This is a genomic window from Allosediminivita pacifica (assembly GCF_003054175.1).
Taxonomy (GTDB): domain Bacteria; phylum Pseudomonadota; class Alphaproteobacteria; order Rhodobacterales; family Rhodobacteraceae; genus Allosediminivita; species Allosediminivita pacifica.
Genome location: NZ_QBKN01000002.1, coordinates 42,772 through 58,388 on the forward strand (window position 1 = coordinate 42,772; position 15,617 = coordinate 58,388).

The following is a 15,617-nucleotide window of genomic DNA, read 5'->3' on the forward strand; positions in this document are numbered from 1 at the left end:
GGCCGTCAGCCTATCTGGCGCCGCGAAGTTTCTTCTCGCTGCTCGGCGGCCATGATCCTCGCCAGCCATTCGTCAGTGAGCCGCAGCAGCCGCTCGCGATGGCGCTCGAAGGTGAAGGTGTGGTCGCAGTCGGCGTAGAAATGCAGGTCGAGCTGCTTGCCGAACTTTACTCGCGGCAGCGCGTCGAGGATCTGCCTGCGGTAATTGTGCTGGAAATCGTGGCCGCCGGTAAAGACGGCGAGGATCTCTGCACCGTTGTCGACCGCGTCCTGGTAGGCCTTCTCGAGAAAGGCCACGGCCTCGGGATGCTCCAGCTCGGGACGGGCGAAGGGCTCGTTCCGGGGCTCCTCGTCAGCAGTGGCGCCCGACCGTCCCGCCAGCCGGCGGATCCGGGCCCAGGTCCGGCCACGGCCGGTGGCCAGATTGGTCCAGACCGCGCGCCGGGTCAGATCGCGCGCGACGTTGTTCACGTGAAAACGGAAGGTGCGCGGGATCGAAGGGTCGACCAGTACCACGCCTGCGATCCGGGGATCACGTGCGGCATAGATGATCGAATGATCCGCCCCGGAACAAAGCCCCATCAGGATGAAACGCGACTGCCCCAGGTTCGTCTCGAGCCAGTCGCAGACTTCGCCGATGCTGATCAGGTTGGCGTCGAGCGGCGGCAGCGTCTCGCTCTGCACCGGGCTGTCCCCGATGCCGCCGAAATCGAAGCGGATGACCGGATGTCCCGCAGCGGCATAGCGGCGTGCGATGGTGACGTTCATCCGGTGGTGCCCGACGCGATGGATGATGCCGGTGTTCAGCAGGATGATCGGCAGGCCCGTCGGGTCGCCCGCCGGCCGGGTGATGATGCCGCAAAGCGACGATATCGCGCCCATCAGGACGACCTGTTCGCTCGTCTTCGGCGCAAGCGCCGTCGCAGGGGACTGGCGATCGCTCATGCCATCCACGCCCCGATGCGGTTGATCACGTCGACCGGCATCATGCCGGCATTTCGCGGCCAGTCTTCGTGCCAGGCTGCGCGGTCGGTAATGCGCAGGAACCGCTCGCCCTGCGCGCCGGCGTCGCCGACCGCCTCCAGGTAGCGCTCATGCGCCGGGGCCGGCTGCGTCACCAGCGTGACCGACTTGCGCGGCAGCTTCGGGACCAGCCGGATCAGGTCGACACCCGCGATCTGGTCGCGCTGGGTATCGGTGAGGGGGAAGCCGCAGATCTCGTGCCCGCCGCCCTTTTCAGGCGCGCGCAGGGGCGGCGGCCCCATGCCATTGGGCATGTTCGCCGCAGCGCGAAACATCGCCTCGACGTGGTCGGGGCCCGATATCACCGGATCCCAGAGCACCAGCCGGTCCACCAGCCCCCGTTCGGCCACCGCGACTTCAGCCGCGAGCGCCGCTCCGAGGCGCAAGCCGACCAGCGACACGCTCTCGCCGCCGCTCATGTCGAGCAGTTCCTCTGCAGCGGTCAGGATATCCTCTCGGCATCCCTTCAGGGTCACGTCAACGGCCTCGCCCCCGCTGTCGCCCGTGCCGAAATAGTCGAACCTCAGGACGTGGTAGCCGCCCTCGGCAAGCACGCCGGCAAGCTTCACCATGGAGCGGTGCGCGTTGATGTATTCATGGCCCCAAGGATAGCAGAGCACCACCGCCTTCGCCGTGGCCCGCGAGGTCTGCGCCGGGTGATACACGCCGAAGAGGCGGCGCCGCGAGGTGCCGAAAAAAAATGGGCTCATGAACTCAATTCACGCTATCCGGTCTGCAGATGCGACAGCTCCGCAGCAATCTGCCGGAGAGTCTTGAAGAACAGCACCCGCGGGTCAAGAGCGATGCCCAGGCGCTCCCTCACCTGGCGCACGACACGCAGCGTCAACAGCGAATGGCCTCCAAGCTCGAAGAAGTTGTCTTCCGCACCGACCCTGTCGACCTTGAGCACGTCGCACCAGATCTCGGCGAGGGTGGCCTCCACGCCGGGGCGCGGCGGCGTCGCTGCGCTCTGGCGCGGCCCGCCCTGCTCGAACGGGCGTGGCAGTGCCTTGCGGTCGAGTTTGCCGTTGGGCGTGCGCGGCAGCGCGGGCAGGTCCATGATCACGGTCGGCAGCATGTGGCGTGGCAGCGTCGCGCGCAGATGGCGGCGGACCTCGCTCGCCGTCATGTCCTCGCCCGGCTCGTAGACGACATAGGCGACGAGCCTCCGGTCGTCATTGCCCGCGTCCTCGACGACCACCGCCGCCTGCCGGATAGGATCGGCGGAGAGCAGCGCCGCCTCGATCTCTCCCAGCTCGATGCGCACGCCGCGGATCTTCACCTGGTGGTCGCTGCGGCCCAGATGGAACAGGCGGCCATCCGAAGACCAGCGCCCTATATCTCCGGTGCGGTAGAGACGCGCGCCCTCGGCAGGATCGAAGGGATCGGGGCGGAACCGATCGCGGGTCTGTTCGGGCAGGCCGATATAGCCCTTGGCCACACCCGCCCCGCCGATGCAGATTTCGCCCTGCATGCCGATCGGAACAGGGTCGCCGGCCTCGTCCAGAAGATACACCCGCGTGTTCGCGACCGGGCGGCCGATGCTGACCGGCGCGCCATCTGCGGCGATCCAGGCGCCTGTCGAATAGATCGTCGTCTCGCTCGGGCCGTAGCCGTTCCAGAGCCGCCCCACCCGCGCCAGCAGCGCATCCGCAAGATCCCGCGTCAGGGCCTCTCCGCCGCTGATCGCAAGGATCTCCGGGCTGCCTTCCCACCCCGCCTCGAGCAGCAGCCGCCAAGCGGAGGGCGTCGCCTGCACCACGGTGACGTTCCTGTCCTGCAGGGCCTCCGCCAGCGCCTCGCCATTGGTTGCGATCTCGCGGTCGAGCAGCTCGATGGTGGCGCCGACGGTCAGCGGCAGTTGCAATTCGACCGCCGCGATGTCGAACGACACGGTTGTCGTCGCGGCGACCACATCATCCTCCGAGGTCATGCCCGGTTCCTGCCGCAGCGCGCCCAGCAGGTTCGACAGCGCGCCGTGGGTGATCTCGACACCCTTGGGCTGCCCGGTGGAGCCCGAGGTATAGATCAGGTGGGAAGTATCGTGCGGGATGATCCCGACCTCCGGATCGCTGTCGGAAAACGCCTCCGCGTCGGACGTCGCCTCGGCGACCGGCAATTCTTCCACCCTGTCGGGCACATCGAGCGCACGCGCCGTATCGCCACCAGTGATGACCGCGCGCGCGCTGCTGTCGGTGAGGATGTAGCGCAGGCGATCGGGCGGGAAGGCCGGGTCGAGCGGGACATAAGCAGCGCCGGCCTTGTGCACGGCCAGCATCGCCACGATCAGGTCGGGGGACCTGTCCAGGCAAAGACCGACGACGCTGCCACGACCGATACCGCGGTCGGACAGCAAATGCGCCAAACGGTTTGCCCGTCTGTTCAGGTCCCCGTAGCTGACCGAATGACCCTCGTGCCGGATAGCGGTGGCATCGGGGCTTACCTTTGCCGTACGCGCGACTTGCTGTGGATAGGGCGTCGGGTCGATCTCGACAGCCTCGGGAATGAAGTTCCCCAACAGGATCCCGCGCTCTTCGGGCGAGACCAGCGGAATACGCGCGACCGGCGTTTCCGGTTGCTCGACGGCATACCACAGGATCGCCTCGAGCCGCGCCAGAAGGCGTCGGACCGACTCGGGAAGGTAGATATCCGACCGGTACTCGATGGCCCCCATCACCTGACCACCCGCTTGCCGGACAAACCAAGTCATGTCGTGAACCGCGCCACCGCCAAAGATCGGCTCGCTCGGCGCACCGGCGGCGTTCTGCAGCACCACCGCGAACTGGAACAGCGGCGACCGGTTCAGGTTGCGCGCCGGGCGGACGCGCTCGACCACCATCTCGAAGGGCACGTGGCTGTGCGGGTGGCTGTCCAGAAGTGCGTCGCGGGCCCGGTCGAGCAGCTCGGCAAAGCTGGTCTCTGCCGTGACGGTCATCCGCAGCACCTGCGTGTTCACGAAGGGGCCGATCATCTGTTCGAACTCCCGGCGTTCCCGCAGGGCGACGGGACTGCCGAGAACGATGTCCTCGAGCCCCGTTTCGCGGTGCAGGGCGACGGCGGCGGCTGCGAGAAGCATCATGTAGAGCGTAGCGCCACGGGACTGGGCAAAGGCGACCAGCCGCCGGGAAAAATCCTCGTCCCAGAGGAACGACTGGCTGCCCCCGTCCCATCCGAGCCGCGGCACGAGATCGGCGTTGAAGGCACAGAGATCGGGCACGCCGCGCAGCGTCTGCTCCCACCAGTCCAGGTGCCTGCCGAGCCGCGAAGGATGCAGCCGCTGCCGCTGCCAGCCGGCATAGTCGGCGTATTCGAGGACAGGGCCGAGGGCGGCGTAGCCCGGCCCCTCGGCCGCCGCAGAAAGGATCTCGTCCCGCAGGAGCGAAAGCGACCAGTGGTCGATGGCGATGTGATGCGCCGCGACCAACAGGGCGACGCCCTCAGCGCCGAAATCGAGGATGGTAAAGCGTATCGGCGCGGCGTTTTCGAGGTCAAAGGGCCGGGCAACCTCGCGTCCCACAGCCTCGTCGCAGGCCGCGCGGCGGGCTTGTTCTCCCAGATCGTCAAGCACGACATGCTGCACTGGGACCACGTCGCGCTCCAGAAGTACGGCGACCGGCCCCGTGGGCGTTTCGCGAAAGCAGGTGCGAAGGACGCTCTGCCGCCCGATCACCCGGCGCAGGGCCGTCTCGAGCGTATCCGCATCGAAGCGCGTGCCGAAGGGCCAGACGGTCACGAGGTTGTATTCCGTCGCCTTGGGATCGAGCTTCTGAATGATCCAGAGCCGCTCCTGGAAGTGCGAAACCGGCAGCTGCCCTTCCTTGGGAAGCAGCGCGGGCGCCGCCGCATCCTCCTGCCGCAGCAGGCTGATCACATCGGCCTTCTGCGCCCGGATCTGGTTGCGCAACTCCTCGGTCAGGCTGCCGACCCGGCCGGTCAGGCGCAGATCCTCTCCGTCCACGGTGATCTGGCTCCCGCGCGAGCGGATTTCCGTGAGCAGCTCATCGGGTGTCAAAGCACGAACTCCTCGATTTCTTCACCGGTCTGCCCGGACACCGGCTCCGCCGCCACCGCGCCCTCCACGAGCGCCGCAAGGTTGCCGATCGTGCGCGCCTCGAAGACGTCACGCAGCATCAGCCTGACCGAAGTTGCCGCCTCGAGTTGGGCGAGCAACCGTGTCGCCATCAGGGAATGCCCTCCGAGCTCGAAGAAGTCGTCTTCGGGGCCCTCGAGCGGGACCTGCAGCAGGTCCGCCCAGATCCGGGCGACGGTGACCTCGGCATCGCTCGCGAAGCGATCCCGCTTGACGAGATCGCTGTCCTCGGCTTCGAGCGGGAGCGCCGCGTCTTCCGTCCTCTGTCGCGGATCGACACCGAGTGCGACCCCCGCGCGGCGCCTCCAGGCGGCCGCCGCCGAGAGGTCGTAGGGCGTAATGATGACACGTGGCACCGTCCCACCTGCGAGGTCGAGAAGAAGCCGTGTCGCCACGTCGCGATCAATCGGCGTCAGGCCCGGATCGGGGCGGTCCTTCTGCCGACGGGCCGCCATTCCGACCTCCGCCCAGGCTTCCCAGTTCATCACTCTCACAGAGGGCCAGGCGGCAGGGCATTCATCACTTTCGGCCCACGCGTCCATGAAAGCGTTCGCGGCGGCGTAATCTACCGCACCCGGTCGCGAGATGATGGAGTTGATTGAACTCATCAAGACCACGAAATCGAGACTGTCGCCACCGAACACGCGGCCCAGCGTACGCGTGCCTTCGACCTTGGCGGAAAGCGTCGCGTTGATCTCCTCCCTGGTCTGCCGGACGGTCAGCGCCCCGCTGCCGGCAAGGCCCGCCGCATGGATGAGCCCATCGAGACGACCCCAACGCGCGCGGATACGCCCGGCGAGCGCCTGCATGTCGGCCTCTACCGCCACGTCGCAGGTTGCGATCATCACCTCGGCGCCCAGTTTCTCGATTTCCCGGAGGGCCGTCATTGCATTGGCCTGCGGGTGCCCGGAGGCAATCGCATTCTCCCAGCCCTCACGCTCGGGCAGCGCCCTTCGACCCGTCAGCACGAGCCGCGCCGGGCCTGCCTCGGCCAGAGCGCGGGCGATGCTCAGCCCCAGCCCCCCAAGGCCACCGGTGATCAGGCAGACGCCGTTCTCCTTCAACGGCGTCCCGCCGGTCTCGGGCGCGGGTACCGGATCATAACGCCGGTGGAACCTGCGGCCATGCCGACGTGCGCAGAGCAACTCCTTGTCACGGCTCCTCGCTTCGTGACGGGCGATGCCGGCCAAGGCCTGCGGCCCGGCCTGCATGTCCTCGGCGGACAGGTCCACCAGGCGGAAGAGCAGTCGCGGTTCCTCGCTGCTTAGGGCCAGCAACGGTCCGAGCGGCAATGCCATGTCGGGATTGCGCACGGGCTCCCCGAGCACCGAGCAGGCACCGAAGGTCAGGCAGAGCACACGGACCGGCGCTGCAAGCGGCTCGGTCTGCGCGAGGTGGCCCAGCGCCACCAGCGTATCGAAGCAGCCTCGCCCATCCACGAAGCCGGGCTCCAGCCCCCACCCCATCACGATGCCCGCAACGGGATCCTTCCCGCCCGCCAGCGCCGCCTTCAGGTCCTCGACATGCCCCGGACGGGCGAGCGCAGGCGCACCAGCGCGCGGAACCGATGCCGGCAGCACCGGCACGATCTCCTCGGCACCGGCTTCCTTGAGGCTCCGGCCGAACTCCCCCGCCACTTCCGGCGTGTCAGCGAGGACCAGCCAGCGGCCCGAAATCTCCGCATCCGTCCCGTCGGCTGGCGCGGTCATCCAGGTCGGCGCGCTGAGGAAGGGAGCCCCGGTCTGCCCCGTCACGAACCCATTCCCGGGCAGGTCATCCGAGGAAGCCGCGGGCTGCTCGGCGGGATCGACCCAATGACGCTGACGCTCGAAGGGATAGGTCGGAAGCGACACCCTGCGTGGGGACCTCTGCGACGGGTCGGCGAGGCCGGTCCGGGTGAGCGGCACGCCCGCCGCCCATATGCGGCCCGAGGCTTCGAGCATTGCCGTGGTGTCTGCCCTGCCCTCATTCGGATGCGCCAGAGACGACGCGATCCGGCCGCGCGAGGCCGGAAGCGCGACCTGCGCCAGCGAGGACAGCACCGTGCCCGGCCCGACTTCGAGCAGGAAAAGACCCGGATCCTCGCCCAGAAGCTGAACGCCCGGCCCGAACCGCACCGCCCGGCGCAAATGCCGCGCGTAATAGTCGGGCGAGGTCGCCTCCTGCGGGGTGATCCATGTTCCGGTGACGTTCGAGACATAGGGGATCGCCGGTTCGTCCAGAGGGATGTCAGCGACGGCTTCGGCCATGCGTTCCAGCGCCGGCTCCATCATTCGCGAATGGAATGCGTGCGAGGTATGCAGACGACGCGCCGCGATCCCCTCGGCTTCGAACTCGGCGATGAGTTCCGCGATGACTGCTGTCTCTCCCGAGATGACGCTCAGGTCCGGGGCGTTTTCGGCCGCGATCTCGGCCCGCCCGCCCAGCCGCCGGTGCAGTTGAGAAGCGGGCAGCGGCACCGCGGCCATGCTGCCCGGCGCCATGTCCTGCATGAGACGCCCGCGCAGGGCGACCAGCGCCAGCGCGTCTTCGATCGACATGACCCCGGCGAGGTGCGCGGCGACGTATTCGCCCAGGCTGTGCCCGATCATGGCGGCGGGCCGGATGCCCCGCTCCGCCCACATCCGTGACAACGCGTATTCGGTCGCAAAGAGCGCAGGCTGGGTCAGCCATGTCTCCGAGAGGGGCGCTGTACCATCGCGCAGAACCGCGTCACGCAGATCGAGGCCCAGCGGCGCGGACAGGATTTCGGCGCAGGTGTCGAAGGCCGCGCGGTAGGCCGGTTCGGCCTCGTAGAGCCCGCGGCCCATGCCCGGATGCTGGCTGCCCTGCCCGCTGAACATGAAGGCGACGCGGCGGGCGCCACCATCGTGGGCACTGCCCCGGACCGCGCGACGAAGTCCTTCGGCCGCCTCAGTCGCATCGCCGGCGACCACGAAACGGCGGTGGCGGAAGGGCGTCCGCCCTGTCAGCAGCGTGTGGGCCGCGTCGGCAAGCGCAGGCGCATCGGGGCGCTCCAACGCCGCGGCGAGGTTCCCTGCTGCCGCCGCCAGCGCGGCCTCGCTGCGCGCCGAAAGCACCAGCGTCTGTGGCCCCGTCGGTGCGGGCAGGTTCATGCGGGCTGGCGCCTCCTCAAGGATCAGGTGGGCGTTGGTGCCGCCGATCCCGAAGGAGCTGACCGCCGCGCGCCGCGGCCCTTCGGTGGCCACCCAGTGTCCGCCCTCGGCGGAGGCGGCAAAGGGGCTGGCCTCGAGCGAAAGCTGCGGGTTCGGCTCGCGGAAGTTGACGAGCGGCGGATACCAGGCGTTCTTGAGGCAAAGAACCGACTTGATCAGCCCGGCGACACCGGCGGCGGCATCAAGGTGGCCGATGTTGGCCTTCAGCGCCCCGAGCCGGCAGAAGCCGGTATCCTGCGTCCGGTCGCGGAAGGCACGCGTCAGCGCCGCAATCTCGATCGGGTCCCCCAGCGGCGTGCCTGTCCCATGCGCCTCCATGTAGCCGATGCTGCGGGGGTCCACCCCGGCCAGCGTCTGGGCCATGACGATGGCCTCGGACTGGCCGTCGATGCTGGGCGCGGTATAGCCCGCCTTGGCGCCACCATCGTTGTTGACCGCCGCGCCGCGGATCATGGCGTGGATGGTATCTCCGTCCCGAAGCGCATCGCTCAGCCGCCGCAGCACCACCAGCCCGATGCCCGCACCGGCGCGCGTACCCTTGGCCGCGGCGTCGAAGGGCCGGCAATGCCCGTCGGGCGAAAAGATCATCCCCTCCTGGTAGAGATACCCGCCCCGTTGGGGAAAGTTGAGCGAGGCGCCCCCGGCCATCGCCACATCGCATTCCCCGCGCGCCAGCGCCCGGCAGGCCATTTCCACCGCGACCAGCGAGGTCGAGCAGGCTGTCTGAACCGTGACGCTCGGCCCCTTGAGGTCGAGCTTGTAGGAGACGCGCGTGCAGAGAAAATCCTTGTCGTTGCCGAGCATGAGCTGGTAGCCGCCCGCGCTTTCGGCCAGCGCCCGGTTGGCGAGCACATGCGCCAGCAGGTAGCTGTTCATGCTGACCCCGGCATAAAGACCCACCGGCACCTCGATGCGGCCCGGCGCGTAGCCTGCGTCCTCCATCGCCTCCCAGGCGCACTCGAGGAACAGCCGCTGCTGCGGATCCATGATCTTCGCCTCGCCAGGCGACATCTGGAAGAAATCCGCGTCGAACATGTCGGCGTCGTCGAGCACCGTGCCCTTTGGGACAAAGTTCGGGTTGCGTCGCAGTGCCTCGGGCATGCCCGAGGCGGCCATCTCCTCGTCACTCCAGGTGCGCAGCGATTCCACGCCGTCGCGGATGTTTGCCCAGAACTGCCCCAGATCAGGCGCATCGGGGAACCGGCCCGACATGCCGACGATGGCAACGGCGTGCGGCGGAAAGCCTTCCGCCGGGGTGCTGAAGTGTTCAGACATTTCCGTATTGCTCCGCTCTTTGCCTGGCACGCATCACCTGGGCCGCGTCCACGGCGGCCCCGTCTCCGTCATACCCCTCGGCCTGGGCCGCGACGGTCGTCCGCCGGAACAGGTCGATCAGCGGGATCCGGTCCCCGAAGGACGCGGTCAGTTTCTCATGCAGCTTGACCAGAAGCATCGAGTGGCCGCCGACATCGAAAAAGCTCTGGTCGTTCCCGACGCCGGGAAGCCCGAGAACCTCGCACCATAGCGCCGCGATCCGCCTTTCGGTCTCGCTCATGACCACGTCGTCCTGCGGAACCGCTGCCGCTACAGCAACAGCCGGCTCCGGTCTGGGCAGGGCCCTGCGGTCGACCTTGCGGTTGGGCGTCAGGGGCAGCGCGTCGAGTTCCAGGAAGACGCCCGGCACCATGTATTCCGGCAGGCTCGCCCGCATCATGCGACGGGCCACCTCCGCGTTGAACGCTTCTTCCTCGGCAGGGACCACGTAGGCGACAAGGGCCGCCTGCCCGCCCTCGGGCACATGGGCCACGACGACGCAATCGGCGACGCCCGGGACCAAGGCAAGCTGCGCCTCGACCTCGCCCAGTTCGATCCGGAAGCCGCGCACCTTCACCTGGAAATCGTTGCGCCCGACGTAAACGATGGCCCCGTCGCCGCGCTGGCGCACGAGGTCGCCGGTCCGGTAGGCCCTGACGGGGCCGCTGGCAGGAAAGTCGACCAGGGTGAAGCGCTCTTCGGTCAGGTCGGGCCGGTTGCGGTAGCCCCGCGCGACACCATCGCCGGCAATGCACAACTCGCCGACGATGCCTGGCGGCACCGGCCGCCCCGCCTGGTCCGTCACGGCGACACGCGTGTTTCGGATGGGCCGGCCGATAGAACCTGCATCCTCGGCCGTCTCAACACGCCGGACAGTCGACCAGATCGTCGTCTCGGTCGGGCCGTACATGTTCCAGAGCGTCCTGACCTTGGGGATCAACGCCTCGGCCAGCGCGCGGGGCATAGCCTCGCCTCCGCACAGCGCGCGGAGCCGGAGCATGCCGGGCCAGCCCGAATCCAGCAGCAGCCGCCAGGTCGCCGGGGTCGCCTGCATCATCGTGATGCGCTGCCCCTCGAGAAGACGGCCGAGCGCCGCACCGTCGATGCGCGCCGTGCGCTCAGCCAGCACCGTGGTGGCGCCGGTTGTGAGCGGCAGCCAGATCTCCAGTCCCGCGATGTCGAAGGAGGGAGTCGTCACAGACAGGACCCGATCCCCGGCCGCCATCCCCGGATCAACCCGCATGGCCGCGAGGAAGGACAGGAGGTTGCCGTGCTCGACCTCGACGCCCTTGGGGCGCCCGGTCGATCCCGAGGTGTAGATCACGTAGGCCAGATCCCGAGCCCCGGCCGACCTTTGCGGAGTCGCATCGGAGGGCTCGACCGCATCCCCGTCGATCAGGATCCGGGGCACGTCGGCTCCGGTCAGAACACCCTCGATACCGACTGAGGTGACAAGCGCGGCCGGTTCGGAATCCTCCAGGATCATCGCAAGCCTTTCGGCCGGATGCAGCGGATCGAGCGGCACGTAGGCCGCCCCCGCCTTCCAGACCGCAAGAAGCGCCACGACAAGATCCGCGTTGGGTTCCAGCGCGACGGCGACAAGATCGCCCTTCCCGACGCCCCGCGCCACCAGCTGCGCGGCAAGCCCGTTGGCCCGCCGCACCAGCGTTCGGTAATCGAGGCTGGTCCCGCCCGCGACGACGGCTTCGCGTTCGGGGTATTCGCCTGCGATCTCGTCGATCAGCCTGTCAGCGGTGGTGACACGGTCGAACGACAGGGGGCGCCCCTCGGACAGTTCGGCCAGACGCATGTGATCGGACGCGGAAACGATATCCAGGTCGGAGACCCGCTGCCCCGGGTCGGCCACGATCGACCTCAAAAGCGTTTCGTACCGGTCCTGCAGCCCGGCAATCGTCGCCCGGTCGAACAGGTCGGTGGCATATTCGTAGGAGACCTTCAGGCCTCCCTTGCGCTCGGTGATCTCGACCGAAAGATCGAACCGCGTGGCGCCGGTCTCGATCGGGATGTCCACGCTGGTGGTTCCGGGAAGCACACTGTCGAACTCTGCAAAGCTCAGCAGCGTGAACAGCACCTGGAACACCGGCGCATGACGGGTCGAGCGTTCGGGTTTCAGCTCGTCGACCACCATGTCGAAGGGAGGCTCGCAATGATCATGCGCCGACAGGACCTTGGCCTTTGCCTGGGCAAGGAACTCCGCAAATGTCGGATCCTGCCCGAGTTCACCGCGCAGCACCACGTTGTTGATGAGGCATCCCACGGTGTTGTTGAAGCGCCGTTCCATCCGGTTGGCCACGGGCGAGCCGATCAGCACGTCCTCCTGGCCCGAATGCCGGTGCAGTAGCACCTGCAGCGCCGCGAGGAGGACCATGTAAAGGGTTGCGCCGGTCTGCTTGCCCACACCGCGCAGGCCATCGCAAAGGCCCTCGTCGAGCTGCGCCGAGAACCGCTCTCCACGGTAGGAGGGACGGTTCGGATGGGGACGGTCCACGGGGAGCTCGGTCAGTGCCGGAACATTGACCAGTTCCTTGCACCAGTAGTCGATGTCTCGCTGCCATTGTCCGCTCGCCGCTCGATCCCGCTCCCACAGGGAATGGTCCACGCTGTGCGCCTCCACGGGCGGCAGCGCATCGGATCGTCCCTGGCGCAGCGCGTCGTAAATCGTCAGCAACTCGCGCGAGATGACGGCAAGCGACCACCCGTCGGAGATGATGTGGTGCACCCGCGTCAGTACAACATGATCGTCCGGCGCGAACCGGTAGATGGTCACCGCAAAGAGCGGCCCGGCGTGAAGATCGAAGGAGAAGCCCATCTTTTCGGACACGAGCGCCTTGGCGCGCGCCATCCGATCCTGTTCGGCAACACCGCTCACATCGACGAGGTTCAGGTCCGGCGGCAGCTCCTTCAGGACCTCGGCGTAGGGTTCTCCGGAGTTCTCGCCGAAACGGGTGCGCAACGCCTCGTGGCGGCGCACGAGTTCGCGGCAAGAGTCGAACAGAAGATCGGGATCAAAGGCCCCAAGGATGCGCACCGCGCCGCCGATCACGTAGGCGTTGGAGCCGGTGTTGACCCGTTCCAGGAACCACAGCCGCTGCTGTGCGAAGGACAGGGGGAAGTTCCCTTCGCGCGGGCGCTGAGATGCGGTATTCGCTGGCACGACGTCAGGCCTGCCGCCCGCGGATTTCAGATGTTCGACAAGCGCATCACGATGCGTGCGCAGTCTGTCCTTCAGCGTATCCGTCAGCGTACCGGACGGCGCGCGCACACGAAGCTGATCCCCCTCGACCGAGAGGATGACACGAGCGGACCTGAGTTCCCGGAGAAGGGCCCATGCATCAAATTCCTTCTTGTGCTGTGCATTCATTGCAAAAAATCTTTGTTGCCGTGCGCGAATCCCGCACTTCGAAATAAAAAGGTCTGTAAACGAATTCCTAAAGCAGCACTTTCATACGCTTCCGAAATTCGCGCAAGATCTGAAAAGCCCTGACCGCCGCCAACGCCGCAAAAAGGTGCAGTTGGGCAAACACATTCAAAACGAGAGGCGCATTGTTCACGCGATCATCCTGGCCACGTTCCGGCCTTGCCCCACGTCTTCCGAAATCGCCGGAAAACGTTGGTCGCAACGGCCCCGCGCGCTTTTCCGCCCCATCCGGCAAGACGCCCGGCCATGCCGCGTCGGTCTCCTTTCGGTGCGAACCGCGATGACTGCTGCCAGTTTCACCCCAGCCGTCCCGGACGACGTCGCGGACGGACTTGGCGGGGAGTTCGCCGATCTGTGGCTCTTTCAGCTCGAACTGAACGATTCGCAGCATGACGCTCTCAAGTGCCTGCTTTCCGAGGAAGAGCGTCAGCGTGCGGCCGCCTTTGCCTTTCCCCGGCTTCACGACCGCTATGTGGCAGCGCACGGACAGATGCGACACATTCTTGCGGCCTACGCGGGTCAGCGCGCGGAAAACCTTTGCATCCGCACCATGCCCGAGGGAAAGCCCTTCCTGCATCCGGAGGCGGCGCCTGCCTTCAATCTGTCTCATTCGGACGGGCTCGGCCTGCTGGCACTCACCCGCGACACGCCTGTCGGCGTCGACATCGAACGTGTGCGGACCTCGGCTGACCTGATGTCCATCGCCGAAGGGAGCTTTGCGCCCGCGGAAGCCGCCGCACTTGCAGCCCTGCCCGTCTCGCAGAGAACCGAGACCTTCTTTGCCTGCTGGACCCGGAAGGAGGCCATCGTGAAGGCAGATGGCCGGGGCCTGGCTGTGGATCTCGGCGCCTTCTCCGTCTCTCTCGACCCCGTCGATGCGCCCCGAGCGACATTCGGCCCAGACGTCTTTGAGGCAGGCTTTCGACCGGACATCCGCGATCTGCCCGTACCGGCTGGCTACCGCGCTGCACTTGCCACCATGCCGGCCATCCGAAGGATGCGTCTTTTCACTCTTCCGGAGAGCAGCGCAGACTGGTAATTCTCGGAGGAGGACGCGGAACATTTTTCACCGCGGGCCTGCTTCTTTGATTGTCGATTTTTTGGGTTATTACCGCATGAGCAAAATCCGGGGGGCCCTGCTCTTCGTCACGGGCGGGAAGTATATCACCGCCGTGGTCGGTCTCGGGACGACAGCGCTCGTCTCCCGGCTCGTCACACCCTATGAATACGGCATCGCGGTGCTGGGAATGTCGACCCTTGCGGTGGCCGGCTCCGTCCGTGAACTGGGATCGGCGGCCTACGTCGTGCAGGTCCCCGAGCTTACCGAGACCCGCCTTCAGGGCGTCTTCACCATAAACCTCATGGTCACTGCGGCGCTGACCGCGCTGATCTTTGCCGCGGCGCCGGCGCTAGCCTCGCTCTTCGGCGAGCCACGCCTTACCGATTTCCTGCGGATCTCGCTGATCGGATTTGTGACCGGATCGGTCGCTTTCCCGCTGCACGGATTGCTGGCCCGGGACCTGTCGTTCAACCGGATCGCCGCGATCAACGTGGCCACGGCGCTGGTCAATTCGGCGGTCCTGCTTCTCGCGGCAGCCCGCGGCTTCAGCTTTCTCAGCTTCGCCATCGCCAATGTTGCCTCGGGGATCATCGGCGGGCTGCTGCTGCTTTGGATGCGGCCGGTTTTCAGCATGTTCAGGTTCCGGCTCGTGGCCTGGCGCGATGTCTTTTCGTTCAGCCTCTACACCGGCGGCTCGGCCATTCTGAGGCGCACAGCCGAATATCTCTCTGTGGCGATCATGGGCATCTTCCTCGCGCCCGGCGCCGTCGGCATCCTCCAGCGCGCCACGTTGCTCTGCCAGTTCCCCGAGCGCACGATCCTTGCCGGGGTGGCCGAGGTGGCGCTGTCCGCCTTCTCCGATCTCGCCCGGCGCAAGTCCGACCTCACCCGCAGTTACCTCGGTGCCATCGAAAGACTGACCGCCGTGATCTGGCCGGCGCTGCTGCTTCTCATGATACTCGCCGATCCGCTGGTGCGGGTGCTGCTCGGGGCGGACTGGACCGCGACCATCCCTCTCGTCCAGATCATTTCCAGCGCGATGCTGCTGAACTTCCCGCCGGGCATCAATTACCCGATCCTCATGGCCACCGGCGCGGCAAGGCGCGTTTTCCACCTTGCCCTGCTGCAGGTGACCCTGAGCCTGCCAGTCGTCCTGATCGCCGCGCAATACGGGGTCCGGGCCATCGCCTGGAGCACCTTTGCCGTCGTCGGACTTGGCGTCGTCACCTCGACGCTCGCGGTCCGCAAGGTGGTGCCCTTCACCCTCGCGGATCTCGCCCGCTCCATGCGCGGCAGCCTTGGCGTGACGATGATGACCGTCCTGCCGGTCCTCGCCTGGATCCTGCCCGCCGGCGGCACCACGGGTATCGGGCCCGCCACCCTGTTGATGCTGCTCCTGGCGGCAGCGGCCGGATGGGTCACCGGGGTGGTGATCTTCGACCACCCGATGCGATCGGAATTCGGGCGTGCCTCGCAGGCCATCCGCCGCAGGCTTGCGCACCGTTGACCGAAGCCC

The 15,617-nt window shown here is 67.2% G+C and carries 8 protein-coding genes; 2 read left to right on the forward strand and 6 right to left on the reverse strand.

Annotated elements, in window-relative coordinates; translation table 11 throughout:
• Positions 1–5: 5 nt before the first annotated feature.
• From C8N44_RS01760 to C8N44_RS23295, 6 genes are all read right to left on the reverse strand, one after another.
• A complete protein-coding gene (locus C8N44_RS01760) occupies positions 6–944 on the reverse strand; it encodes an alpha/beta fold hydrolase (protein WP_107974452.1) in 939 nt (312 codons plus the stop codon).
• Positions 941–1,732, reverse strand: coding sequence for an alpha/beta fold hydrolase (locus C8N44_RS01765; protein WP_107974453.1), 792 nt, complete (start codon positions 1,730–1,732; stop codon positions 941–943). The genes C8N44_RS01760 and C8N44_RS01765 overlap by 4 nt, the downstream gene beginning before the upstream one ends.
• 14 nt (positions 1,733–1,746) lie before the next feature.
• Entirely contained in the window at positions 1,747–5,034 is a 3,288-nt protein-coding gene (locus C8N44_RS01770; RefSeq protein ID WP_107974454.1) for a non-ribosomal peptide synthetase, read from the reverse strand.
• On the reverse strand, positions 5,031–9,563 hold the full coding sequence (locus tag C8N44_RS01775) for a type I polyketide synthase (protein WP_107974455.1): 4,533 nt from the start codon (positions 9,561–9,563) through the stop codon (positions 5,031–5,033). Before C8N44_RS01775 ends, C8N44_RS01770 begins: the two co-directional genes overlap by 4 nt.
• Complete coding sequence (locus C8N44_RS01780; RefSeq protein WP_107974456.1) at positions 9,556–12,984, reverse strand: non-ribosomal peptide synthetase; 3,429 nt, start codon at positions 12,982–12,984, stop codon at positions 9,556–9,558. The genes C8N44_RS01775 and C8N44_RS01780 overlap by 8 nt, the downstream gene beginning before the upstream one ends.
• 67 nt (positions 12,985–13,051) lie before the next feature.
• Positions 13,052–13,618 (reverse strand): hypothetical protein, encoded by a 567-nt coding sequence (locus C8N44_RS23295; RefSeq protein ID WP_158273983.1) that lies wholly within the window; start codon positions 13,616–13,618, stop codon positions 13,052–13,054.
• On the opposite strand from C8N44_RS23295, the gene C8N44_RS23300 reads away from it, so the two are divergent.
• Both C8N44_RS23300 and C8N44_RS01790 read left to right on the forward strand, forming a co-directional pair.
• Positions 13,592–14,080, forward strand: coding sequence for a 4'-phosphopantetheinyl transferase family protein (locus C8N44_RS23300; RefSeq protein WP_158273984.1), 489 nt, complete (start codon positions 13,592–13,594; stop codon positions 14,078–14,080). The two genes, C8N44_RS23295 and C8N44_RS23300, sit on opposite strands and share 27 nt — an antisense overlap.
• Before the next feature lie 76 nt (positions 14,081–14,156).
• Complete coding sequence (locus C8N44_RS01790) at positions 14,157–15,608, forward strand: oligosaccharide flippase family protein (RefSeq protein ID WP_158273985.1); 1,452 nt, start codon at positions 14,157–14,159, stop codon at positions 15,606–15,608.
• Positions 15,609–15,617: the final 9 nt, after the last annotated feature.